Origin of the sequence: Phenylobacterium sp. SCN 70-31 (assembly GCF_001724605.1) — a bacterium.
Lineage (GTDB): Bacteria > Pseudomonadota > Alphaproteobacteria > Caulobacterales > Caulobacteraceae > Phenylobacterium.
Genome location: NZ_MEEX01000027.1, coordinates 41360 through 63553, shown reverse-complemented (window position 1 = coordinate 63553; position 22194 = coordinate 41360). Strand labels below are relative to the sequence as shown.

Annotated in this window: 23 protein-coding genes and 1 tRNA gene; 12 read left to right on the top strand and 12 right to left on the bottom strand. The window is 70.5% G+C overall.

Annotated elements, in window-relative coordinates; genetic code table 11:
• Positions 1–676 precede the first annotated feature (676 nt).
• From ABS78_RS18085 to ABS78_RS18070, 4 genes are all read right to left on the bottom strand, one after another.
• Positions 677–3058 (bottom strand): DNA translocase FtsK, encoded by a 2382-nt coding sequence (locus ABS78_RS18085; RefSeq protein ID WP_293382599.1) that lies wholly within the window; start codon positions 3056–3058, stop codon positions 677–679.
• A gap of 258 nt (positions 3059–3316) precedes the next feature.
• A tRNA-Gly gene (locus tag ABS78_RS18080) sits at positions 3317–3391 on the bottom strand.
• A 92-nt stretch (positions 3392–3483) separates the two neighbouring features.
• On the bottom strand, positions 3484–4236 hold the full coding sequence (locus ABS78_RS18075; RefSeq protein WP_293382596.1) for a DUF6065 family protein: 753 nt from the start codon (positions 4234–4236) through the stop codon (positions 3484–3486).
• 146 nt (positions 4237–4382) lie between these two features.
• Positions 4383–5081 (bottom strand): PEPxxWA-CTERM sorting domain-containing protein, encoded by a 699-nt coding sequence (locus tag ABS78_RS18070; RefSeq protein WP_293382593.1) that lies wholly within the window; start codon positions 5079–5081, stop codon positions 4383–4385.
• Between the two features lie 201 nt (positions 5082–5282).
• On the opposite strand from ABS78_RS18070, the gene ABS78_RS18065 reads away from it, so the two are divergent.
• The 4 genes from ABS78_RS18065 to ABS78_RS18050 all read left to right on the top strand — a co-directional run bounded on the left by ABS78_RS18065 (position 5283) and on the right by ABS78_RS18050 (position 7721).
• Positions 5283–5804, top strand: coding sequence for a YbaK/EbsC family protein (locus ABS78_RS18065; RefSeq protein WP_293382614.1), 522 nt, complete (start codon positions 5283–5285; stop codon positions 5802–5804).
• Positions 5805–5874: 70 nt separating this feature from the next.
• Positions 5875–6789: a co-chaperone YbbN gene (locus tag ABS78_RS18060; protein WP_293382590.1), complete on the top strand. Its 915-nt coding sequence runs from the start codon at positions 5875–5877 to the stop codon at positions 6787–6789.
• Between the two features lie 51 nt (positions 6790–6840).
• Positions 6841–7497, top strand: a complete 657-nt coding sequence (locus ABS78_RS18055) for an LON peptidase substrate-binding domain-containing protein (protein WP_293382587.1) — start codon at positions 6841–6843, stop codon at positions 7495–7497.
• 11 nt (positions 7498–7508) lie between these two features.
• Positions 7509–7721: a Trm112 family protein gene (locus tag ABS78_RS18050; protein WP_293382584.1), complete on the top strand. Its 213-nt coding sequence runs from the start codon at positions 7509–7511 to the stop codon at positions 7719–7721.
• On the opposite strand, the gene ABS78_RS18045 is transcribed toward ABS78_RS18050, so the two are convergent.
• Positions 7722–8984, bottom strand: coding sequence for a UbiH/UbiF/VisC/COQ6 family ubiquinone biosynthesis hydroxylase (locus tag ABS78_RS18045; RefSeq protein WP_293382580.1), 1263 nt, complete (start codon positions 8982–8984; stop codon positions 7722–7724).
• A gap of 152 nt (positions 8985–9136) precedes the next feature.
• Here ABS78_RS18045 and ABS78_RS18040 point away from each other — a divergent pair, with 152 nt between their 5' ends.
• From ABS78_RS18040 to ABS78_RS18030, 3 genes are read left to right on the top strand one after another with little or no spacing between them, the layout of a single operon-like run.
• Positions 9137–10240, top strand: coding sequence for an HlyD family secretion protein (locus ABS78_RS18040; protein WP_293382577.1), 1104 nt, complete (start codon positions 9137–9139; stop codon positions 10238–10240).
• Positions 10237–11934, top strand: coding sequence for a DHA2 family efflux MFS transporter permease subunit (locus ABS78_RS18035; RefSeq protein ID WP_293382574.1), 1698 nt, complete (start codon positions 10237–10239; stop codon positions 11932–11934). Before ABS78_RS18040 ends, ABS78_RS18035 begins: the two co-directional genes overlap by 4 nt.
• Positions 11934–12542 carry a TetR/AcrR family transcriptional regulator gene (locus ABS78_RS18030; RefSeq protein ID WP_293382571.1) on the top strand — a complete coding sequence of 203 codons (609 nt, stop codon included), beginning with the start codon at positions 11934–11936 and terminating at the stop codon, positions 12540–12542. The genes ABS78_RS18035 and ABS78_RS18030 overlap by 1 nt, the downstream gene beginning before the upstream one ends.
• An 11-nt stretch (positions 12543–12553) precedes the next feature.
• Here the strand turns inward: ABS78_RS18030 and ABS78_RS18025 are convergent, their stop codons facing one another.
• From ABS78_RS18025 to ABS78_RS18005, 5 genes are all read right to left on the bottom strand, one after another.
• Positions 12554–13369, bottom strand: coding sequence for an enoyl-ACP reductase (locus ABS78_RS18025; RefSeq protein ID WP_293382569.1), 816 nt, complete (start codon positions 13367–13369; stop codon positions 12554–12556).
• Positions 13370–13469: 100 nt separating this feature from the next.
• Positions 13470–13652 (bottom strand): oxidoreductase-like domain-containing protein, encoded by a 183-nt coding sequence (locus ABS78_RS18020; protein ID WP_293382566.1) that lies wholly within the window; start codon positions 13650–13652, stop codon positions 13470–13472.
• A 35-nt stretch (positions 13653–13687) separates the two neighbouring features.
• Positions 13688–14893 carry a beta-ketoacyl-ACP synthase I gene (fabB, locus tag ABS78_RS18015; protein ID WP_293382564.1) on the bottom strand — a complete coding sequence of 402 codons (1206 nt, stop codon included), beginning with the start codon at positions 14891–14893 and terminating at the stop codon, positions 13688–13690.
• 35 nt (positions 14894–14928) lie between these two features.
• Positions 14929–15456, bottom strand: coding sequence for a 3-hydroxyacyl-[acyl-carrier-protein] dehydratase FabA (gene fabA, locus ABS78_RS18010; protein ID WP_293382561.1), 528 nt, complete (start codon positions 15454–15456; stop codon positions 14929–14931).
• A gap of 57 nt (positions 15457–15513) precedes the next feature.
• Positions 15514–16035: an SH3 domain-containing protein gene (locus ABS78_RS18005; RefSeq protein ID WP_293382558.1), complete on the bottom strand. Its 522-nt coding sequence runs from the start codon at positions 16033–16035 to the stop codon at positions 15514–15516.
• A gap of 165 nt (positions 16036–16200) precedes the next feature.
• Between ABS78_RS18005 and ABS78_RS18000 the strand changes: the two genes are divergently transcribed.
• A complete protein-coding gene (locus ABS78_RS18000; protein WP_293382555.1) occupies positions 16201–17187 on the top strand; it encodes a D-glycerate dehydrogenase in 987 nt (328 codons plus the stop codon).
• A gap of 184 nt (positions 17188–17371) precedes the next feature.
• Here the strand turns inward: ABS78_RS18000 and ABS78_RS17995 are convergent, their stop codons facing one another.
• Positions 17372–18112 carry a HesA/MoeB/ThiF family protein gene (locus tag ABS78_RS17995; RefSeq protein ID WP_293382611.1) on the bottom strand — a complete coding sequence of 247 codons (741 nt, stop codon included), beginning with the start codon at positions 18110–18112 and terminating at the stop codon, positions 17372–17374.
• Positions 18113–18166: 54 nt separating this feature from the next.
• Here ABS78_RS17995 and hslV point away from each other — a divergent pair, with 54 nt between their 5' ends.
• Genes hslV through ABS78_RS17980 form a run of 3 tightly spaced genes read left to right on the top strand, consistent with a single transcriptional unit; the run spans position 18167 to position 20843 of the window.
• On the top strand, positions 18167–18718 hold the full coding sequence (gene hslV, locus ABS78_RS17990) for an ATP-dependent protease subunit HslV (protein ID WP_293382552.1): 552 nt from the start codon (positions 18167–18169) through the stop codon (positions 18716–18718).
• Between the two features lie 41 nt (positions 18719–18759).
• The gene (gene hslU / locus ABS78_RS17985) at positions 18760–20064 is read left to right on the top strand and encodes an ATP-dependent protease ATPase subunit HslU (protein WP_293382549.1); all 1305 of its coding nucleotides are present in this window, start codon (positions 18760–18762) and stop codon (positions 20062–20064) included.
• Positions 20064–20843, top strand: coding sequence for a M48 family metallopeptidase (locus ABS78_RS17980; protein WP_293382546.1), 780 nt, complete (start codon positions 20064–20066; stop codon positions 20841–20843). Before hslU ends, ABS78_RS17980 begins: the two co-directional genes overlap by 1 nt.
• Before the next feature lie 7 nt (positions 20844–20850).
• Here ABS78_RS17980 and ABS78_RS17975 read toward each other — a convergent pair whose 3' ends face one another.
• A complete protein-coding gene (locus tag ABS78_RS17975) occupies positions 20851–21330 on the bottom strand; it encodes a DUF2244 domain-containing protein (RefSeq protein ID WP_293382543.1) in 480 nt (159 codons plus the stop codon).
• A gap of 29 nt (positions 21331–21359) precedes the next feature.
• Between ABS78_RS17975 and ABS78_RS17970 the strand changes: the two genes are divergently transcribed.
• Complete coding sequence (locus tag ABS78_RS17970; RefSeq protein ID WP_293382540.1) at positions 21360–22193, top strand: SDR family NAD(P)-dependent oxidoreductase; 834 nt, start codon at positions 21360–21362, stop codon at positions 22191–22193.
• The last annotated feature ends 1 nt before the right edge of the window (position 22194 follow it).

Here is a 22194-nt window from a genome sequence, read left to right as displayed (position 1 = left end):
CGCGTCGCCGACGACGCCGGGACGCTGACGCCCGGCGCCGCCGAGCTTCCGGGCCTGCGCGAGCTGCTCGACCGGCTCGGCGCGCCGTCCCGGCCGACGTCCGGGCCATCGACGCCCGGACCATCGACATCCGGGCAGCCACCGTCGCCGTCCGCGTCCCGATCGCATTCGCCTTCGACCCCGCCGTCTCCCGGCGGCGCGCTGCGCGCCCGCCTCTCCGGCGGAACCGCGGCCCTCACCCTGTCGCCCCGTCCGCCCGGCGGATCGGGCCTTCCGGGCCTTTCCCCAGGCTTCCGGCCAGGCGCCCCCCGATCCACCGGCCCGCCCCGCCGCTGAGACCCCGCAAGGGGACGTTGCGAGCGGCGCCCCTCCCCCTCGCGGGGAGGGGTTGGGGTGGGGGTGTCTGCGAGGCGCTCGGCCAGGGGCCCACCCGAGGGGGCGAACGCCGGATCGCATGGCTTGGCGCGGCCGACCTGCCCTGCATGAGACCTGTCCCGATACCCGGGCGACACCCCCAACCCCTCCCCGCAAAGGGGCGGGGCTCGAGTCGTGTCCGCCCCACGTCACGACGCGAGCCGTCGATGAAAGCCGCAGAGGGCTGTGAGCCCTCCGCGAAGCCTGAAGTTCGGGACCGGCGCCCCCCGGAGCGACACCCCGGTGGAGGCCCCGACCGCCTCTAAGGCGCTGCGCTCACCAGGATCTCGCGCTTGCCGGCGTGGTTGGCGGGGCCGACGACGCCTTCCTGCTCCATCCGCTCCATCAGCGAGGCGGCGCGGTTGTAGCCGATCTGGAGGCGGCGCTGGATGTAGCTGGTCGAGGCCTTGCCGTCGCGGGTGACCACGGCCACGGCCCGGTCGTAGAGGTCGTTGCTCTCGGACTCCCCGCCGAAGCCCAGGTCGCCCTCTTCCCCCTCCTCGTCGCCGCCGGCCGTCACCTCCTCCAGATAGGCGGGCTGGCCCTGGTCGCGCAGGAACCGGGCCACCGCCTCGACCTCGCCGTCGCTCACGAACGGCCCGTGCAGGCGGGTGATGCGGCCGCCGCCGGCCATGTAGAGCATGTCGCCCTGGCCCAGGAGCTGTTCGGCGCCCTGCTCGCCCAGGATGGTGCGGCTGTCGATCTTGGACGTGACCTGGAAGCTGATCCGGGTCGGGAAGTTGGCCTTGATGGTGCCGGTGATCACGTCCACCGAGGGGCGCTGGGTGGCCATGATCAGGTGGATGCCCGCCGCCCGCGCCATCTGGGCCAGCCGCTGGACGGCGCCCTCGATGTCCTTGCCGGCCACCATCATCAGGTCGGCCACCTCGTCGATGATGACCACGAGATAGGGCATCGGCTCGGGCCGGATCTTCTCGCTCTCGTAGGTGGCGCGCCCGGCCTCGTCGAAGCCGGTCTGCACCGTCCGCTCGAAGTGCTCGCCCTTGGCCAGCGCCTCGCGGGCGCGCTCGTTGAAGCTGGCGATGTTGCGCACGCCGATCTTGGACATGCGGCGATAGCGATCCTCCATCTCGCGCACGGTCCACTTGAGCGCGACGATGGCCTTCTTGGGGTCGGTGACCACCGGCGCCAGCAGGTGCGGGATGCCGTCGTAGACCGACAGTTCCAGCATCTTGGGGTCGATCATGATCAGCCGGCACTGGTCGGGCGGCAGGCGGTACAGAATCGACAGGATCATGGCGTTGACGCCCACCGACTTGCCCGAGCCGGTCGTCCCGGCGATCAGCAGGTGGGGCATCTTGGCCAGGTCGGCCACATAGGGCTCGCCGCCGATGGTTTCACCCAGCACCACGGGCACCACCTGGCTGCCGCGCTCGTATTCGCCCGAGGCCAGAAGCTCCCGCAGATAGACCGTCTCGCGTCGCTGGTTGGGCAGCTCGATGCCGATGGCGTTGCGGCCCGGCACCACCGAGACGCGGGCCGAGGCGACGCTCATGGAGCGCGCGATGTCGTCGGCCAGGGCCACGACGCGGGCCGACTTCACGCCGGCGGCCGGCACCAGTTCGTACAGGGTGACCACGGGGCCGGGCCGGATCTGGTCCACCTGCCCGCGGACGCCGAACTCGGCCAGCACGCTCTCCAGGAGCTGGGCGTTCTGGCGCAGGGCGCCTTCGTCGAACTGGGCCGCGCGGGCCGGGGCCTTCGACAGCATCGACAGTTCGGGAAGCTGGAAGCCGCCGTCCTGGGCGAAGGCGAAGGTGGCCTGCGCCTCCTTCTGCTCGCGCACGCTTTCCTTGGGCGCCGGCTTGGGGGCCTTGACCAGGGGCGCCGGCGCGTCGGCCGTCCCCCCTGCGATCGGGACGGACGCGATCGGCACGGCCGTCGGCGCGGGATCGTCCGACACGGTCGCGGGCGCGGTCGGCGCCTCGCCCCGGCCGCGACGGGCCACGCGGGCCGGCTTGGGCTCGGGCGCCTGGGCCTTGAGTTTCGGCCGCGGCGTCAGCGCATGGCCCAGGCCGTCGGCCATCCGGCGCAGGTCCAGGCGCGACAGGCCCAGGCCGTAGCCGAAGGCCAGGACGCCGGCCACGGCGAACGCCACGCCCGCCACCGGCGCGGACGCCGGGATGCGCGCATACGCGATCAGGCCCGCAAGGCCGGTGAACAGGCCGTCGCCCCAGAAGCCGCCCAGGCCCTTGGCCAGCGGCCAGCCGGCGGGAATCGGCGCCCAGGCCAGGGCGGCGGCCACGGCCAGCACCCCCAGGGCGCCCAGACCGGCCCGCAATCTCAGGCGCAGCCGCGCCGTCTCGGGCTCGGGATCAGTCACCCGGGCCAGGCCGCACACCACCAGCAGCAGCGCCGCCAGGGCCGCGGCCAGGCCCAGCGACTGGATGCCGGCGTCCGCCAGCACCGCGCCCGCTCCGCCCAGGGCGTTGCTGGGCGCGGCCGGGCCCGAGGCGTTCAGGCTGGGATCGGCGGGATTGTAGGTCGCGAACGCCACCGCGAGCACGACACCGGCCGCCGCCACGAGGCCGCCCCGCAGCCGTGCCGCCGCCGGATGGTCCCAGATCAGCCGCGCGATGTGGAAGACGAGCTCCCCGCCGGTTTTCCGCGCCGCGCGCGCCATGCCCAAAGGCCTCCGAGACGATGTCGAGACCCCTGTTTGCGGCAGGGACCGTTAATCGCGCGTTTACCGTGATTTGGCGGAAGCAAGCAGGGTCCTGCGCCTCGACCGCGGCGCAGGACGGCGCCGCCACGCTTCCGCGGCAGGTCGATGGGCTGTGCGATGGGGCGGGCGGCCGCGCCGTGTGGATCCGGTCGCCGCGAACGACGATCCCGAGCCCCCTGGACGGGAGGTCAGAATGACACCGGATGTCTCGAAATTTGGAGCGGGCGAGGCGATTCGAACGCCCGACCCCAACCTTGGCAAGGTTGTGCTCTACCCCTGAGCTACGCCCGCGCTCCGACGGGTCCGTGGCCGGTCCCGATTGCGAGAGGCGGCCTTATGGCAGACCGCCCCCGGGTTGGCAAGCGGCCCCGCGCGGAGAATCTTCAGCGGAATTTCGGGGCCTTCAGCCGGCGCTTGTTGACGTGTCCTTCGGGGTTCGGCGCGCCGACTTCCTCGGGGAACTCGCCCTTGAAGTAGTAGCGTTGCCAGGCCTCCTTGGTGGCCTCGGGATCGCCTCGGAAGATCTTCTTGTTGAACTCGCTACGGTGCTTTTCCCAGACGTCGTACTGGTGGCGCAGCTCCGGGTTGGAATCGAGCTGGCGGATCACCGGCTGGATCTCGTGCAGGGTATGGTCCTGCAGGAGGCTGATGAAGCAGAAGGGCTCGCCCTTCTCGAACCGCACCCGGCCCGGCCGCGTGAACAGCCAGTTCATGGTGAAGGGGAAGGGCAGCCAGTCGGTCTCGACCACGCCCGACAGCGGCTGGATGCCGTCCTTGGCCTGGTTGGGCGCGCCCATGACCCACATGGACCAGCCAGGCGGCGTGCGGAACATGTAGCCCGCATGGAACGTCACCACGCCGTGGCTGAAGTGGCTGGAGACGTAGTGGTGGAAGTGGGGGTGCGGACGGTCGGGCGTGAGCTTGATGTCCTCCTGCATCAGACCGCCGTTCCATTCGGCCGTGAAGGCCACGGGGCACAGGAGTTCCCAGCCGGACGAATTGGCCATGTTGAGCGGCAGGCAGCGATAGGGATGCCGCGCCATGAAGCTGTCCATCCAGGCGCGCTGCGGACGGCCGGGGACGATCTCGGGCGGAGCGACGCCGGGCGAGACGGTGGGATAGCACTCGAGTTCCATGGGCGCTCGCTGGCGTGGTCTGTCGTCCGTCCCTTAGTCGCCGGTTTCGCCCGTCGTCCAGCGCGTCGATACGAAAAAGCCCCGGCTGCGGGCGCAGCCGGGGCCTTTGTCTTGTCGCGGCGCCTTGCGGCGCTGCGGATGCGCGCTTACGCGAACGCCCGGCGACGCGAGCGGAGCATCGTGCCGGCCGCGCCGAAGCCCATGATCATCATGGCCCAGGTGGCGGGTTCGGGGATCGCGGCGACCGAGCCGGCGAGACCGTCGAACTCGAACGCGTTCGCGCCGATGGACTCGAAGCTGATCGAGGTGACCTTGGCGCCGCCGAAGTCGTAGTACACGCGGTAGCCGGCGGTCCGGTCGCCGTTGAACACGGGACCACCCCAGATTTCGTGACCGCTGAAGGTCTTGCTGGTGCCGTCGAGCAGGTTGAAGGTCAGGCGGTTATATTCATCGGGCGAGCCGATGTAGAAGCTGAAGCTCGTCAGGGCGTAGCCCGCGATCGTCGAGAACGTGAAGCTTTGGTCCGCCTGAACCGAGCCGTAGCGGGTGGGATCGGCGTCGTAGTTTTCGCCGTCCTGGCAGCAAGCTTCGATCGAGCCGGGGCCGGTGTAGGGCGGCGGCGCGCTGTCGCTGACATTGTAGACGCTGTCGAACGGGCCGCGCAGGTTACCGGAATAGGTCGTCAGCGCGCTGTCGACGCCGTCAAAATCCTCGAGGATCTGACCGGAATCGACGTCATAAAGCTGGTTTGCAACCGTGTAGCTCATGGTGATCGCAGCGTTCGCCGAAGAGGCGGCCCCGATCACGAGCGCGGCGACGGACGCCGCGGCTAGAAACTTCTTCATATCGCACCCCAAAAGTTCGCCGGGCCCACGCCGGACCCATCGTCGGGAACCATACATTAACTCTGTTCCTGCGGCGAATCGCCTCGCCTCTGAGGCGTGTATTCGACGAAAGCGCAAAAAAATCATGTTCTTTGAACTGTGGCGGCGCAACCGGTGCGAGAGAGTCTTCAGCCCACGGCCAGGCTCGGCTATCGCTGGCGCATGAAGACCCGTCCCGATCTGGAAGCCTTTCTCGACCGCCTGGGCGTCGCGCACGAGACGTTCGACCATCCCGCGGTTTTCACGGTCGGCGAGGGCGAGGACATCAAGGTCCGCATTCCCGGCGCGCATACCAAGAACCTGTTCCTCAAGGACGCGAAGGGTCAGCTCTGGCTGATCTCGGCCGAGGGTCACGCCCGTATCGACCTGAAGCGTCTGCATGCCGTGATCGGCTCGGCGCGCCTCTCGTTCGGCAGCCCGGAGCTGATGTCCGAGACGCTGGGCGTCGCGCCGGGCTCGGTCACGGCCTTCGGCCTGGTCAACGACGTCGGGCGCCGGGTCCGGTTCGTCCTGGACCGCACCCTGGCCGAGGCCGACCTCGTGAACTTCCACCCCCTGACGAACACGGCGACCACGACGGTGACGCGCGACGGCTTCCGGGCGTTCCTGTCGGCGCTGGACGTTCGGCCGCTGGTGGTGGATTTCGACGCGATGGCCGTGATCGAAGACGCGGCGGCGCGTTGAAGACGAGCCGCATTGCGACCATCTTGGGGGCCTCGACGTTGCAAACCCATCGAACAAGGAATCCGCGGGCATGACCCTGATCGGCGATATCCAAGGTCAGACTCCGGGCCAGCCCGGCGCCGGCGACCTGATCAAGGACGCGACCGACGCGACCTTCATGGCCGATGTGGTCGAGGCGTCGAAGACCCAGCCCGTGATCGTGGATTTCTGGGCGCCCTGGTGCGGGCCGTGCCGCCAGCTCGGACCCGCGCTGGAGAAGGCGGTCACCGCCGCCAAGGGCGCGGTGAAGCTGGTCAAGGTGGATATCGACCGAAACCCCGCCTACGCCGGTCAGCTTCGCGTGCAGTCGATCCCGGCCGTGTTCGCCTTCGTGGACGGCCGCCCCGTGGACGGCTTCATGGGCGCGCTGCCCGACAGCCAGGTGAAGCAGTTCGTGGACGGCCTGGCCAAGCAGGGCGCCGGCGCCTCGCCGGTGGACGAACTGCTCGACATGGCCCGGGAGTCGCTGGAACTGGGCGACATGGGCGGCGCGGCCCAGGCCTACGCCCAGGCGCTTCAGACGGACCCAGGCAATGTGAAGGCCATCAGCGGGATGGCCCGCCTCTACCAGCAGGCCGGAGACCTCGAGCGCGCCGCCGAGGTGCTCGAGATGGCGCCGGAAGGCGCCAAGGATCCCGACATCGACGCCGTGCGCGCCGCCCTCGCCCTGGCCGCCGAGGCGCCGTCCGAGACCGCCGAGTTCGAACGCCGTCTCGCGGCCGATCCCGACGATCACGAGGCGCGCCTGGAATACGCCAAGGCCCTGGCCGCGTCGGGGCGGATGATGGAGGCGGTCGATCAGCTCATCGACAGCATCGCACGCGACCGCGAGTGGAACGATCAGGCGGCCCGCAAGCAGCTCCTGACCGTGTTCGAGGCGGCCGGGCCGGTGTCCGACGTGGCCAAGCAGGGACGCCGCAAGCTGTCGGCGATCCTGTTCAGCTAGACGTCCGGCCAGGACGGCCATTCGGGAAGGCCCATTCAGGAAGGGAGGCGCATGGCGCCCTACCGCCAGACCAGTGACCTGCCGCAGCTGATCCCGGTCTTTCCGCTGGACGGCGCCCTGCTGTTGCCGGGCGGCGAGCTGCCGCTGCAGATCTTCGAGCCGCGCTACCTCAACATGGTGGACGACGCGATGGCGGGCGACCGGGTGATCGGGATGATCCAGACACGCGGCGGCTCCCGGTCCCGACCGGTGCTGGCTCACGTCGGTTGCCTGGGGCGGATCACCAGCTATGCGGAGACCTCGGACGGTCGCTACCTGATCACCCTGACGGGCCTCTGTCGCTTCGACACGGGGGAGGAGCTCGACCTGCGCCTTCCCTATCGCCAGGTGCGCGCCCGTTACGATCGCTTCGGCGACGACCTGGGCCGCGACGAGGAGGCCGAGGCCGGCGAGGCCGCCCGCGCGCGCTTCGCGACGGCGCTCAAGCGCTATCTCAACCAGCGGGAACTCGACATCGACTGGGAGACGGCCAACGAGGCGCCGCTGGAGGCGCTGGTGAACAGCCTCTGCATGGGCCTGCCGTTCGCGCCCGCAGAGAAGCAGGCGCTGCTGGAGGCCAGCAACCTGCCGGCGCGTTTCGAGGTGCTCACCACCCTGCTGGAGATCGACGCCTCGGATCCGGATGACGAACCCCATCGGCTCCAGTAGACGGGCACGCCATGACCGCTTCCGCCCCCTCGCCCCCTCCCTCGCCCGAGGTCGATCCGCGCCTCCTGGAGGTGCTCGTGTGCCCGGTGACCCATGGGCCGCTCGTCTACGACCGGGACCGGGGGGAACTGGTGAGCAAGGGGGCGCGGCTGGCCTACCCCATCCGTGACGGGGTGCCGATCATGCTGCCGGAAGAGGCCCGCGAGCTGGGCGAGGGCGAATAGTCAGAGCGCCTCCCCCTTGAGCAGGCGGGGCAGGTCGCCGACCGCGCCGCCGGCCTCGTGCATGAAGAAGCGGCGGGCCGGGCCGATCCGGTTCACCACCGACATGCCGACCCCGCGGGCCGCCCGCAGGATCGGGTTGTCGTTGGAGAAGAGCCGGACGAAGGCGTCCATGCCGACCGATAGCGAGACCGTGTCGAACCGGCGCCAGGCGGCGTAGCGTTCGAGGACCACCTCGGAGCCGATGTCTTCGCCCAGCCGCAGGGCGTCCACCACCACCTCGGCCAGCGCGGCGGCGCCCTTCAGGCCCAGGTTCAGGCCCTGGCCGGCGATGGGGTGCACCCCATGCGCGGCGTCGCCCAGCAGCGCCGCTCTGGGAGCCGTGAAGCGTTCGGCGAGCTGCAGGCTGAGCGGGTAGGTGAAAACCGCCCCTTCCACGGCTATGCCGCCCAGGAAGTCGCCGAACCGGCGTTCGAGGTGCGCCTGGAACACCTCGGCCCGCGCGGTCTTGAGCGCCTCGGCCTGCGCTGTCGGTTCGGTCCAGACGAGGCTGGCGCGGCCGCCGGTCAGGGGCAGGATGGCGAACGGGCCGCCGGGCAGGAAGTACTCGTGGGCCACGCCCTCGTGGTCGACATCGAGCCGCACCGTGGCCACCACGCCGGCCTGCGCATAGGGCCAGCCGACGACCCCGATTCCGGCGGCCTCGCGGATCACCGACCCGCGGCCCTCGGCGCCCACGACCAGCGGGGCCTCCAGCGTGCGGCCGTCGGTCAGGGCGACCTGGGCGGTCCTTCCACCGAAGACGGCGCCGGCCACGCGTGCGGGCGCGAGCACCGGGACGCCGGCGTCGACCACCGCCTGCGCCAGGGCGGCGCGGATGTGGCGGTTCTCGAGCAGATAGCCCAGGGGTTCGCCGTCGGACCGGTCGGCGATCTCGTCGGACTCGAAGCGCAGGAAGAAGGGCGTCTGCGGCCCGGCCGCGGCGCCCGGCGCGGTTCCATCGGTGACCAGGATCTGCTCGATCCGCTGGGCGTGGGGGTCCAGTGACTCGGCCAGCCCAAGCGCCCGCCACTGGCGATAGGCCGCATAGGCGATCGCCGAAGCCCGGCCGTCGAAGGTCGGTGCGAGCTGGGCGTCGAAGGCGACCGGATCGATCAGGACGGGTCGAAGCCCGGCGCGGGCCAGCGAGAGCGCCAGGGTCGCCCCGGCGATCCCGGCCCCGGCGATGACGACGTCCGCGGTCGTTGGCGTATCCGGATCGGGCATGGCGGGCATACGCCACGAAAGCCCGCGCCCGTCCAGCGCAAGGCGAATGGACGCGCCGGTCCAGTTTTCGCTTGGCGCCCGTCGGGGCCGGGCCTCTATTGGCGGTGAATGGACCGCAGAGTCCAAGTTTCAGTTGGGACGCGCCCGGAATGATGCAGCTACTCAGAAGCCGGCTGGCGATGATCGCCGCCGCCAGCATCGCGGGGCTGGCGGTCCTCGCCCTGGGCGTCGTCTGGTGGACGGGCAAGCAGAGGTACGAAGCGACGGACAACGCCTTCGTCCAGGCCGACAACGTGGCTGTGGCGCCCCTGGTCGAGGGCTATGTGGCCGAGGTGCTGGTGGACGACAACGAGCCGGTCACCGCTGGCCAGGTCCTGGCGCGAATCGATCCGGCGACCATCGGCGCCCGACTGGCCGCCGCCCAGGCCAACGCCGCGGCGCTGGATGCGGCCGTGAACCAGGTGGACGACCGCGCCCGTCTCGCTCAGGCGGTGATCGCCGAGCGGACGGCGGCCGTGAGCAGCGCCCGGGCCCAGGCCCGCTTCGCCGCGTCGGAACTCGATCGCTACGGCGCCCTCGCCACGTCGGGCTACGTGTCGTCGCAACGGGCCCAGAACGCCCGCATGGCCGCAGAGAAGGCCGAGGCCGACGTCGCCCAGGCCGCCGCGGCGCTGGAGGCCGAGCGGCGCGCCGCCGCCAGCCTGGGCTCCACGCGGGAGCGAAGCGTCGCCGAGGCCCAGGCGGCCCGCGCCGCGGTCGAGCAGGCGCGCATCGATCTCTCGCGCACCGAGGTCAAGGCGCCGGCCGCCGGCGTGGTCGGCGCGCGGGGGGTGCGACCCGGCCAGTACGTGCGGCCCGGCGCGGTGATGATGACCGTGGTTCCCCTGGGGGAGGCCTTCGTGGTCGCCAATTTCAAGGAGACCCAGGTGGCGCGCCTGCGCATCGGCCAGCCGGTCGAGATCAAGGCCGACGCCTTCGGTGGCCGGCCGATCAAGGGCCACGTGATGTCGTTCTCGCCGGCCACGGGGGCCGAGTTCGCCCTGATCCCGGTCGAGAACGCGGTGGGCAACTTCACCAAGATCGCCCAGCGGCTGCCGGTGAAGATCGCCGTCGACCGCAGCCAGCCCCTGGCGGCGGCGCTGCGACCTGGCCTCTCGGTCGAGGTGAAGGTGGACGTGCGTGAGAACACCGGTCCGAGCTTCGCCGAGGCGGCCCAGGGCCCGGCCCGCTACGCCGGAGGCGCGGTCCGGCCGTGAGTCCGACCGACGTCCCCGCCGGCCAGGGACCCATAGGCCAGGGACCCACAGGCCAGGGACCGACGGCCGTCGCGGCGGCGGCTTCGACGGCGCCGGCCGGTCCTCAGCCGCTGGGGGCCGACGGCCGGCCGGTCGACTGGACCAAGGTCTACCTCGGCTTCTCGGGCCTGGCCGTGGGCCAGTTCATGGCCCTGCTGGACATCCAGATCGTGGCCGCCGCCCTGGCCGAGGTCCAGGCGGGCATCGGGGCGACGGCGGACGAGATCGGCTGGATCCAGAGCGTGTACCTGCTGACGGAGGTGGTCGCGATCCCGGTCAGCGCCTACCTGTCCAAGCTCTGGGGGGTGCGGCCGTTCTACATGGTCACCACGGTGGCCTTCATCCTCACCTCGATCGCCGTCGGCCTGTCCAGCGACATTCAGACGATGATCTTCAACCGCGCGCTCCAGGGCCTGGCGGCCGGCGCCATGATCCCGGCGACCTTCGCCATCGCCATGACCGTTTTTCCGATCGAAAAGCGGCTCTCGGCCAACGTCATCGTCAGCATGATCGTGACGCTGGCGCCCACCATAGGCCCGACGCTGGGCGGCCACATCGCGGAGGCGATGGGCTGGCGCTGGCTGTTCTTCATCAACATCGGCCCGGGCCTCCTGGTTCTGTTCCTCGTGGGCCGCTACCTCGACTTCGACCGGCCCGAGCCCGGCATGGCCAAGGGCATCGACTGGTGGGGGCTGGGCCTGATGACCACCTTCCTGATCGCGATGCAGTACGTTCTGGAGGAGGGCGCCGAGAACAGCTGGTTCCAGGACGACATCGTGCTCTGGGTCGCGGTTCTGACGGTGATCTCCGGCGTGGCCTTCATCTGGCGACAGCTCGTCTATCGCCAGCCCATCGTGTCTCTGGCGCCGTTCCAGGACCGCAACTTCACCCTGGGCATCCTCATCACCTTCATCTCGGGCGCCTCGCTCTATGGCGGCACGTTCCTGCTGCCGCTCTTCCTGGCGCACGTCCGGGGCTACTCGGCGGCGGAGGTGGGCAACGTGATGCTGGTCTCCGGACTGGTGATGTTCGTGGCCACGCCCGCGCTGGGACGGTTCGTCCGCGCGGTGGATTTCCGCTTCTCCCTCGGGCTGGGGATGGCCCTCACCGCCTGGGGCATGTGGCAGGGCGTCTACGTCAACGACCAGTGGGGCTTCTGGGAGTTCGCCGGCATGCAGACGGCCCGCGGCCTCGGCTCGATGGTCGCCATGATCGCGGCCTCTCAGATGAGCGTGGCCACCCTGCCGCTCTCGATGATGAAGGACGCCTCGGGCCTCATAAACCTGATCCGCAACGTCGGCGGCGCCTTTGGCATCGCCATCATCTCCACCACCCTCTTCCAGACGGGCGCCGCCCATCTCCAGGCCCTGAGCCAGGGGGTCAGCGGCGCGAGCCTGCGCGCCCAGGATTTCCTGGCGGGCATGACCTCGCGGATGGAGGAGCTGGGCGTGGCCGATCCCGCCGGCGCCGCGCGCAAGGCGATGGGGTTCATGATCCAGCGCGACGCCCAGGTGCTGGCCTACATCGACGCCTTCGCGCTGGTGGCGGTCGGCGCCGCGATCGCGGCGGCCATCGGCTTCTTCGCCGCGCCGGCCGGGCTCAAGGCGCCCAGCGCGCCCGCCGCCCCGGCGGCCAGGCCGGGTGGGGACGACTGATGCCCCGCATCGCCGGCCGGATCGACCTGTCGAAGAACGAAGCCATCCTGGACGCCGCCGTCGAGGTGCTGACCGAGCGCGGGGTCTCCGCCTCGATGGAGGAGATCGCCCGCCGCGCCGGGGTCTCGAAGCAGACGATCTACAACCACTATGGTTCGAAGGCCGAACTCATCCGGGCCCTCATGGCCCGCCGGGTCCACGAGATCACCGCCTCGCTCGAGACGCCGGGCGCCGCCGAGAATCCCCGCGAGGCGCTGGCCGCCTTCGCCCGCATCCTCCTGGAGATGGCGATGACCTCGCGGGCGGTGGCGTTCATGCGGATGGCGATGCTGGACGCCACACGGCTGGCGGACATGGGCGTGGCGGTCTTCGAGGCCGGGCCCCGGGCCAGCCGGCGCAAGCTGGCGCAGTTCCTGGCCCTGGAGACGGCGGCCGGCCGCCTGAACTGCCCGGACCCGCAGGAGGCGGCCGAGTTCTTCGCCGGCATGGTGCTGGGCTCTTACCAGACCGCGTCGCTGCTCGGCGTGGACACCACGCTCGACGACTTCCGCATCGACCGGCTGGCGCGCGAGGCCGCCCATCGCTTCCTGCGGGCCTACGCGCCGTAGGCGAGGCGGGCTCAGCCCTCCTCGTCGTCCGAGAAGCCCATGATGTGGAAGCCGGCGTCCACGTGGATGCATTCGCCCGTGGTCGAGAGGCCCAGGTCCGAGAGCAGCCACAGCGCGCAGCCCGCGACGCCCTCCATCGCCGTGTCCTCTTTCATGGCCGACAGCGACCGGCCCTTGGCCAGCATGCCGCGACCGCCCGAGATGCCCGCCAGCGAGAGCGTCTTCATGGCGCCCGGCGAGATGGCGTTCACCCGGATCCCCCTGGGGCCCAGGTCTCGCGCGGCGTAGCGCACCGAGGCCTCCAGCGCCGCCTTGGCCACGCCCATGGTGTTGTAGTTGGGGATCGCCCGCTCGGAGCCCATGTAGGTCAGGGTGACGATCGAGCCGCCGGATTCCGGCATCAGGGCGGCGGCGCGCCGGGCGCAGTCCACGAAGCTGAACGCCGAGATGTTCATCGCCCGCAGAAAGCCGTCGCGGGTGGTGTTGTCCACGAAGCTGCCCTTCAGCTCGTCCTTGTTGGCGAAGGCGATGGCGTGGACGAAGAAGTCGATCTGGCCGAAGGCGTCCTCGACGGCCTTGAAGCCGGCGTCCATCGAGGCGTCGTCGGTCACGTCGACGGGTGCGATCACCTTCACGCCCAGGCTCTCGGCCAGGGGCTGCACGCGCCGCTCCATCCCGGGCAGGTGCAGGAACGCCATCTCGGCCCCCTGCGCGGCGAGCTGGCTGGCGATGCCCCAGGCGATGGACTGGTGATTGGCGACCCCGGTCACCACCCCCCGCTTACCCTTCATCAGGGTCCCGGTCGGCATCTGATAGTCATCGGCCACGTGGCGGTTCTCCCTCGTTCGTCCCCCTCCCTTAATGGGGCGGGACAGGCCGCGCCAGCGGCCAGAATGGGTCTGGGGCCGGGCGCCGATCGGGTCTGGCTCAGGAGGGATACTGCGCCAGCACCGCCTTCGGATCGAAACCCATCGCCTCGACGCGCGCCTCCCAGCGCTCCAGCGCGTCGTAGTAGTAGTCGAAGATGCAGGGGCAGCATCCGCGCTTGCAGCACTCGTAGTCCTGCGGCCGGTCGGGCGGCCGCGGGATCTTCGGGTCGGGCGTCGCCACGGGATCAGGCCCCCGCCATCAGGCCCGCCCCGCCATCAGGCGCGGGCCATCACCAGGCAGCCGTTCGTGCCGCCGAACCCGAAGCTGTTGCTCATCACCGTCTCCAGCGGACGGTCCAGCCGCTCGCGCACGATGGGCATGTCGGCGAAGGCGGGGTCCAGGTTCTCGATGTGGGCGCTCTCGGCCACGAAGCCGTTGTTCAGCATCAGCAGCGAATAGATCGCCTCCTGCACGCCGGCCGCGCCGAGGCTGTGGCCGGTCAGCGACTTGGTGGACGAGATCAGCGGCGCCTTGTCGCCGAACACGGCGCGGACGGCCTCCATCTCCTTGACGTCGCCCACCGGCGTGCCCGTGCCGTGCGGATTCAGGTAGTCGATGGCCCGGCCCTCGGGATTGGCCAGGCGCATGCAGCGCGCCGCGCCCTCGCCGGACGGGGCCACCATGTCGAAGCCGTCGGAATTCGCCGCGTAGCCCACGATCTCGCCGTAAATCTTCGCACCTCGCGCCCTGGCCCGCTCCATCTCCTCCAGCACGAGGACGCCGGCGCCGCCGGCGATCACGAAGCCGTCGCGGTCGACGTCGTAGGCCCGGCTGGCGACCTCGGGCCGGTCGTTGAACTTCGCGCTCATGGCGCCCATGGCGTCGAACAGGACCGACAGGGTCCAGTCCAGTTCCTCGGTCCCGCCGGCGAACACCACGTCCTGCTTGCCCATCAGGATCTGCTCGTAGGCCGTGCCGATGCAGTGGGTCGAGGTAGCGCAGGCCGAGCTGATGGAGAAGTTCAGGCCGCGGATCTTGAACCAGGTGGCCAGGGTGGCCGACGCGCCCGAACTCATGGCCTTGGGCACCGCGAACGGGCCGACCCGCTTGGGCCCTTTCTCCCGGGCGATGGCGGCGGCCTCGACGATCGCCTTGGTAGACGGCCCGCCCGACCCCACGATCAGCCCGGTGCGCTCGTGGCTGACCTCGGAATCTTCCAGCCCGGAGTCGGCGATCGCCTGCTCCATGGCGATGTGGCCGAAAGCCGTGCCCTGGGCCAGAAACCGGGCGGCGCGGCGGTCGACCATCGTCTCCCAATCCAGGCGCGGCGGCGCATGGACCTGGCAGCGGAAGCCCAGCTCGGCGTACTCGGGCGCCGCGGTGACGCCCGACTTCGCCTCGCGCAGGGACGCCAGGACCTCATTGGTGTTGTTGCCGATGGACGAGACGATTCCCATCCCGGTGACGGCGACGCGACGCATCCGTCAGTCTCCTCCGAACTCTCGCCTGGCCGTCGTCACGCCAGGTCTTCGGGTTTGAACAGGCCCACGCGCAGGTCCTTCGCCTCATAGATGGGTTTGCCGTCGGCGAGGAGAACCCCGTCGCCCACGCCCATCACCAGCTTGCGCAGGATCACCCGCTTGAGGTCGATCTTGTAGACCACCTTCTGGACGGCCGGCGTCACCTGGCCGGTGAACTTCACCTCGCCCACGCCCAGCGCGCGACCGCGGCCCGGCGCGCCGCTCCAGCCCAGGAAGAAGCCCACGAGCTGCCACATGGCGTCCAGGCCCAGGCAGCCGGGCATCACCGGGTCGCCGATGAAGTGGCAGTCGAAGAACCAGAGGTCGCGGGCGATATCCAGTTCGGCCTCGACATGGCCCTTGCCATGCGCGCCGCCCGTGGCGTTGATCTCGACGATGCGGTCGAACATCAGCATCGGGGGAGCCGGGAGCTGCGCATTGCCCGGTCCGAACATCTCGCCGCGCCCGCAGGCCAGAAGCTCGTCGCGCGTGAAGCTGGAGGGCCGGTTCGCCGCGTCGGTCATTCGAAGGAGCCTTTAGATTCCGAAGGGGCCGGGCCTAGCACGTTGACGTACGGGGCCTCAACGGCATTGCGGGGTGTCCGTCGTTCCCCACAGCGCGCCCTGGCGCACCCAGCCGGTCGCGCGATCCGCCTTCACACGGCACCAGCCCTTGTCGCAGCGGTCCAGGGAGGCCAGCGCGCGCGCCCCCAGGAACGCCGCCGTCTCGGCGCCCGTGCGGGGCTTGCGCAAGAGGGGCTGAGGACGGGACCCCAGGTTGATCACCGCCCGGCGGCCGTCGGTCACGCGCTTGTGCACCCAGGCCTTTCCGCCCTCGGGATCGCAGACCCGCCGCCAGTCGCTGGTCTCGGCCACCACCTGAACCGGCAGGCCGCGCGTGCGGTAGACCCACAGCAGCCGGTGGTCGTCGCCTGGCCCGGCCCGGGCGTTCACCTCGCCAAACTTCAGCGTGACGTAGCGGGGAACGGGATAGCCCGATGGCGTCTGCCGCGGCCGGGCGTCCTGCGCCGTGGCCGGCAGCGCCAGGATCAGGGTCGCCAGGAAGGCCGCCCGCCGGTACGCCCCTCGCTTCAGGACACTCAACCCTTCGTCCTACCTCTCAGCCGACCCGCTCCGCGCCCCGTCCCGTCGCGCCCGCCGACCGGTGTTGTCCCTGCGTCGCCTTGGCCGTGACCGGCCCCCCTGCTAAGGAATCGGCAAATCCGCGTACGCGCCCGAGCGGCGCATGGCCCTTTCTCCCGTAGGCGCATGCCCACCCGCAAGCCGAAAGTCATCGTCACGCGCAAACTGCCGGACTCGGTCGAGACCCGCATGCGCGAACTGTTCGACGCCGAACTCAACCTCACGGACGAGCCTCTGAGCCGAAAGGCGCTGATCGAGGCGGTCGGCCGCTGCGACGTGCTGGCCTCGACCATCACCGACAGGATCGACTCCGCCCTGATCGAGAAGGCCGGCGAGAACCTGAAGCTGATCGCCAACTTCGGCGCCGGCGTGGACCACATCGACGTCGCGGCTGCGAACGCGAAGGGGATCATCGTCACCAACACACCCGGCGTGCTGACCGAGGACACCGCCGATCTGACGCTGACCCTGATGATGGCCACGCTGCGGCGGGTGATCGAAGGCGCCAACGCGGTCCAGGCGGGCGAATTCACCGGCTGGGCGCCCACCTGGATGCTGGGGCGGCGAATCACCGGCAAGCGCCTGGGGATCGTCGGCATGGGGCGCATCGGCTCGGCCGTGGCGCGCCGGGCCAAGGCGTTCGGTCTCCAGATCCACTACCACAACCGCAAGCCCGTCAGTCACCTGGTCGCGGACGAGCTGGAGGCGACCTATTGGGACAGCCTGGACCAGATGCTGGCGCGGGTGGACATCGTCTCGGTGCATGCGCCCGCGACGCCGGCCAGTTTCCACCTGTTGTCGGGCCGCCGGCTGAAACTGCTTCAGCCTCACGCGATCGTCATCAACACCGCCCGGGGCAGCCTGATCGACGAAGAATCGCTGACCGAACTCCTGGCTCAGGGCAAGATCGCGGGCGCCGGCCTCGACGTGTTCGAGCAGGAGCCGCGGATCAATCCCAAGCTCCTGAAGCTGCCCAACGCGGTGCTCCTGCCGCACATGGGGTCGGCCACCGTCGAGGCCCGGGTCGACATGGGCGAGAAGGTCATCATCAACATCAAGACCTGGATGGACGGCCACCGCCCGCCCGACCGCGTCATCCCCCAGATGCTGTAGGGACTGCGCCCAGCGCCGCAGGCGCTGGCTTCTCGAACCGCGGAAAACATAGAAGACACAGAAGTTCCGGAGATTGGCCGCGGCCCGGCCGGCCATCCTCTTCCGTGTCTTCCGTGGTTTGAATCCCTTCGGCGCTCACGGCCCTCACCATTGAACGGCCGGCACGACCCTTCGCCCGTCGGCGTCACCCGCCGCCGCACACCGCGCACTCCGGGTCGCCCGCGATCCGGACCGTGCGCGTCTCGCCCGCCAGGGCGTCGTAGATGAGGAGCCGGCCGGCCAGCGGCTCCCCCGCGCCGGTCACGACCTTGATCGCCTCCAGGGCCATCATCGAACCCACCACCCCGGCCAGGGCGCCGACGACGCCCACGGCCACGCATGTCTCGGCGTCCGGCGGGATCTCGGGCACGAGGCAGCGATAGCAGGGCTGACGGCCGAACACGCCCACCTGTCCGGTCCAGCGGCCGATGGCGCCCGACACCAGCGGCTTGCCACGGCGGACGCAGGCGGCGTTCACCGCGAAGCGGACCGCGAAATTGTCGGTCCCGTCCAGCACCAGGTCCACGCCGGCCACGAGCGCATCGGCGTTCGCGGCGTCCAGCGCCTCGACCCGGCCCTCGGCGCGGACGTTGGGGTTCATGGCCGTCAGCCGGGCCGCCGAAGCCGTCGCCTTGGGCCGACCCAGGTCGTCCTCGGCGTAGATCACCTGCCGCTGGAGATTGGAGCGATCCACCACGTCGGGATCGACGAGCGTGATCCGGCCGACGCCGGCGGCCGCCAGATAGAGCGACACCGGCGCGCCCAGGCCGCCGGCGCCCACCACCAGCACATGGGCCGCCTTCAGCCGCTGCTGTCCCGGGCCGCCCACCTCGCGGAGGACCAGATGACGGGCGTAGCGCTCGATCTCTTCGTCGGTGAACGACATGGTTTCGGCCCGGCGCGGCTTGACCGGCGCGGTCCGGCTGCTCACATCGCGCCGATGTCGAATACCTCAACCTTTCCCGATTGGCACGGCACCACCATCCTGGCCGTGCGCAAGGACGGGCGCACCGTCGTGGCCGGCGACGGCCAGGTCAGCATGGGCCAGACGGTCGTCAAGGGCACGGCGAAGAAGGTCCGCAAGCTGGCCGGCGGCCGCGTCGTCGCGGGCTTCGCGGGCTCCACCGCCGACGCCTTCACGCTGATCGAGCGGCTGGAAGCCAAGCTGGAGCAGTATCCGGACCAACTGGCCCGCGCCTGTGTCGACCTGGCCAAGGACTGGCGGACGGACCGGTACCTGCGTCGGCTGGAGGCCATGCTGATCGTAGCCGACAAGGATCAGATCCTCACCGTCACGGGCGTCGGCGACGTGCTGGAGCCCGAGCACGGGGTGGCCGCCATCGGCTCGGGCGGCAACTATGCGCTCGCCGCCGCGCGGGCGCTCGTAGACGTGGACGGCCTGGACGCCGAGGCCGTCGCCCGCAAGGCCATGGGCATCGCCGCCGACATCTGCGTCTACACGAACGGAAGCCTCACGGTGGAAGTGCTGTAGGCGCCTTGCCGCGCGCGATTCGTGACTATCTGAGGCCCGACATGACCGAATTCTCCCCCCGCGAGATCGTCTCCGAACTCGACCGCTTCATCGTCGGCCAAAACGAGGCCAAAAAGGCCGTGGCCGTCGCCCTGCGCAACCGCTGGCGCCGCCGCCGCGTGCCCGACGACCTGCGCGACGAGGTCACCCCCAAGAACATCCTGATGATCGGCCCGACCGGCGTCGGGAAGACCGAGATCGCTCGCCGCCTCGCCAAGCTGGCCCAGGCCCCGTTCCTGAAGGTGGAGGCCACGAAGTTCACCGAGGTGGGCTATGTCGGCCGCGACGTGGACCAGATCGTCCGCGACCTCGTCGAGAGCGCCATCGCCATGGTGCGCGACAAGCGTCGGGCCGGCGTGCGCGCCCGCGCCGAGGCCGCCGCCGAAGAGCGGATCCTGGACGCCCTGACCGGGCCGGGCTCGACGGCCGCCCGCGAAAGCTTCCGCCGCAAGCTGCGCGCCGGGGAACTGAACGACAAGGAGGTTGAGCTTCAACTCGCCGACACCTCGTCGCCGCTGGGGATGATGGACATTCCCGGCCAGCCCGGCGCCTCGATGGGGATGCTGAATCTCGGCGACATGTTCGGCAAGGCCTTCGGCGGTCGGACCAAGACGCACAAGACTACCGTCGCGGGCGCCTACGCCCCGCTGCTCGCCGAGGAGAGCGACAAGCTCCTGGACCAGGACGCCCTCACCGCCGAGGCGCTCGAACTGGCCGCGAGCCAGGGGATCGTCTTCCTGGACGAGATCGACAAGGTGGCCAGCCGGCAGGACCGCGCCGGCGCCGACGTCAGTCGCGAGGGGGTCCAGCGCGACCTGCTGCCCCTGATCGAGGGGACGACCGTCTCCACCAAGTACGGGCCGGTCAAGACCGACCACATCCTGTTCATCGCCTCGGGCGCCTTTCACGTGGCCAAACCCTCGGACCTGTTGCCCGAACTCCAGGGTCGCCTGCCGATCCGGGTGGAGCTGAAGGCCCTGACCCGCGAGGACATGCGCCGCATCCTGAGCGAGCCCGAGGCGAATCTGATCCGCCAGCACCAGGCCCTGCTCGCAACCGAGGGCGTGATGCTGACGTTCACCGAGGACGCCGTGGACGCGCTGGCCGACGCCGCGGTGGCGGTGAACGGCTCGGTCGAGAACATCGGCGCCCGGCGATTGCAGACGGTGCTGGAGAAGGTCATGGAAGAGATCAGCTTCACCGCCGCCGACCGAAGCGGCGAGACCATCGCCATCGATGCGGCCTACGTCCAGGAGCGGATCGGCGGCCTGGCGCAGAACGCGGACCTGTCGAAGTTCATCCTCTGATGTGCGGCCGCTGCGCGTCGCGGCGGGGCTTTCTGGCCGGCCTCTCCGCCTGGGGTGTGGCGGCCGTGGGTTTGGCCGCCTGCACCGAGAACGCCACGACGGGCCGCAACCAGCTCGTCCTGGTCGACGACGGCCAGCTCGCGGCGATGGCCGATCAGGCGTGGGCCGAGGTGGCGGGCAAGCACCCGCCGGTGGCCGACCCCGCGGTCCAGGCGCGCCTGGCCCGCATCGCGCGCCCGCTCGTGGACGCGTCCGGCCGCACCGACCTCGACTGGCGTTTCACCGTGCTGGACAGCCCCGAACTGAACGCGTTCGTCCTGCCGAACGGCCGGGTGGGGTTCTTCAGGGGCCTGCTGGAGTTGGCTGGCGACGACGAGGAGGTGGGCTCGGTGGTGGGCCATGAGATCGGCCACATCGTCGCCCGCCATCCGGCCGAACGGGTGAGTCAGGAACTGGCGGTCAACGCGGGCGTCACCCTGGCCCAGGTGCTGATGTCGCGCGAGGGCGGCGAGTGGGCCGACGAGATCGGCGCCGCGCTGGGCATGGGCGCGGTGTTCGGCGTCATCCTGCCCTATTCCCGGCGGCATGAGCTGGAGGCCGACGCGGTCGGCGTGGGGCTGATGCGCAAGGCCGGGCTGGACCCCGCCGCCGCCATCCGCTTCTGGGAACGCATGGCGGCCCGCAACGACGGCGGCCCACGCCCGCCCGAGGTGATCTCGACCCACCCCGCCGACGGCCGACGCCTGGACGCGCTGAAGGCGGTGGTGGCCGAAGGCTGAGGGCGGGTCAGCCTCTATGCCGCCGGGCCTGCCGGATGGCCTGTTCCAGGGCCTCGGCGAACTCGCCCCGCTCGCCGGGGCTCAGCGCCGCGGCCACGGGCGTCTCGCGGCCCGAAAGCGCCAGGCGCAGGCCCATGACGCGGTCTTCCTCGTCCCGCTCCAGGGTGAGGCGCGTGAAGGCGGTCGGACTCTCCCAGACCAGCCTTTGCGCCCGGGGCGATTCCCAGGTCACGCGGATCGCCGAGGGGCTGACCTGGACTCGCTCCACGATCTGGCCGCTGCGGTAGCTGACGATGAAGGCGACCACCACGGCCAGGACGTCCAGGCCGAGGAAGGGGACCACCCAGGCCGCGCCCTGACTCACGAAGATCATCGCCGAGGCGACGTTCACCAGGGTGATGAACGAGATGAGGATCACGAACCCGCGCTCGGACAGGGAGCGGTTCGGCTTGATCTCGGCGTCCATGTAGAGCTGCGCCCACGACATGGCCGGCGACGATACGCGGGCGCGGGCCGATGTCCACCGTCGGCGCGGCGGCGCTTGATGACGTGGGCCGCGACGCCTATCGGGACGGCATGAGCGATCCTTCCTGGGCCCAAGGCCGTATCGCCCTGGTGACGGGCGCAACCTCCGGGTTCGGCGAGGCGATGGCCCGGCGGCTGATCGCCGGCGGCGCCCGGGTGATCGCCACTGGGCGGCGACAGGCCCGTCTCGATGCGCTGGTCGCCGATCTTAGGACCGACCGGCTCCTGCCGCGGGTGCTGGACGTGACCGACGCGGCGCAGGTGGCGGGTTTCGCCGAGACCTTGCCGGGCGACTTCGCCGCCATCGACATCCTCTACAACAACGCCGGCCTGGCCCTGGGCCTCGGCAGGGCGCACGAGGCCGACCTCGCCGACTGGGAGACGATGATCGCGACCAACGTGACGGGCCTGGCGCGGGTCACGCGCGCGATCCTGCCCGGCATGGTGGCCCGCAATCGGGGCGACGTGCTCAACCTCTCGTCCGTGGCGGCCAGCTATCCCTATCCGGGCGGCAACGTGTACGGCGCCACCAAGGCCTTCGTGCGCCAGTTCTCGCTGAATTTGCGGGCCGACCTGCTGGGCACGAAGGTGCGCGTCACGTCCATCGAACCGGGCATGGCGGAGACCGAGTTCTCGGTGGTGCGCTTCAAGGGCGACGAGGGGGCCGCTGGCAAAGTCTACGCCGGCGTCCACGCCATGAGCGCGGACGACATCGCGCTGGTGTGCGAGAGCGTCCTGCGCCTGCCGGCCCACATCAATGTGAACACCCTGGAGCTGATGCCGGTCCAGCAGGCCTTCTCGCCGTTCGCCGTGGATCGCGGTTAGC

Coding starts and splice junctions, on each gene's coding strand:
- ABS78_RS18085 (WP_293382599.1), bottom strand. CDS start 3,058: ATGGCGCGCGCGGCGCGGAAAACCGGCGGGGAGCTCGTCTTCCACATC.
- ABS78_RS18075 (WP_293382596.1), bottom strand. CDS start 4,236: ATGGAACTCGAGTGCTATCCCACCGTCTCGCCCGGCGTCGCTCCGCCC.
- ABS78_RS18070 (WP_293382593.1), bottom strand. CDS start 5,081: ATGAAGAAGTTTCTAGCCGCGGCGTCCGTCGCCGCGCTCGTGATCGGG.
- ABS78_RS18065 (WP_293382614.1), top strand. CDS start 5,283: ATGAAGACCCGTCCCGATCTGGAAGCCTTTCTCGACCGCCTGGGCGTC.
- ABS78_RS18060 (WP_293382590.1), top strand. CDS start 5,875: ATGACCCTGATCGGCGATATCCAAGGTCAGACTCCGGGCCAGCCCGGC.
- ABS78_RS18055 (WP_293382587.1), top strand. CDS start 6,841: ATGGCGCCCTACCGCCAGACCAGTGACCTGCCGCAGCTGATCCCGGTC.
- ABS78_RS18050 (WP_293382584.1), top strand. CDS start 7,509: ATGACCGCTTCCGCCCCCTCGCCCCCTCCCTCGCCCGAGGTCGATCCG.
- ABS78_RS18045 (WP_293382580.1), bottom strand. CDS start 8,984: ATGCCCGATCCGGATACGCCAACGACCGCGGACGTCGTCATCGCCGGG.
- ABS78_RS18040 (WP_293382577.1), top strand. CDS start 9,137: ATGCAGCTACTCAGAAGCCGGCTGGCGATGATCGCCGCCGCCAGCATC.
- ABS78_RS18030 (WP_293382571.1), top strand. CDS start 11,934: ATGCCCCGCATCGCCGGCCGGATCGACCTGTCGAAGAACGAAGCCATC.
- fabB (WP_293382564.1), bottom strand. CDS start 14,893: ATGCGTCGCGTCGCCGTCACCGGGATGGGAATCGTCTCGTCCATCGGC.
- fabA (WP_293382561.1), bottom strand. CDS start 15,456: ATGACCGACGCGGCGAACCGGCCCTCCAGCTTCACGCGCGACGAGCTT.
- ABS78_RS18000 (WP_293382555.1), top strand. CDS start 16,201: ATGCCCACCCGCAAGCCGAAAGTCATCGTCACGCGCAAACTGCCGGAC.
- ABS78_RS17995 (WP_293382611.1), bottom strand. CDS start 18,112: ATGTCGTTCACCGACGAAGAGATCGAGCGCTACGCCCGTCATCTGGTC.
- hslV (WP_293382552.1), top strand. CDS start 18,167: ATGTCGAATACCTCAACCTTTCCCGATTGGCACGGCACCACCATCCTG.
- hslU (WP_293382549.1), top strand. CDS start 18,760: ATGACCGAATTCTCCCCCCGCGAGATCGTCTCCGAACTCGACCGCTTC.
- ABS78_RS17980 (WP_293382546.1), top strand. CDS start 20,064: ATGTGCGGCCGCTGCGCGTCGCGGCGGGGCTTTCTGGCCGGCCTCTCC.
- ABS78_RS17975 (WP_293382543.1), bottom strand. CDS start 21,330: ATGTCGTGGGCGCAGCTCTACATGGACGCCGAGATCAAGCCGAACCGC.
- ABS78_RS17970 (WP_293382540.1), top strand. CDS start 21,360: ATGTCCACCGTCGGCGCGGCGGCGCTTGATGACGTGGGCCGCGACGCC.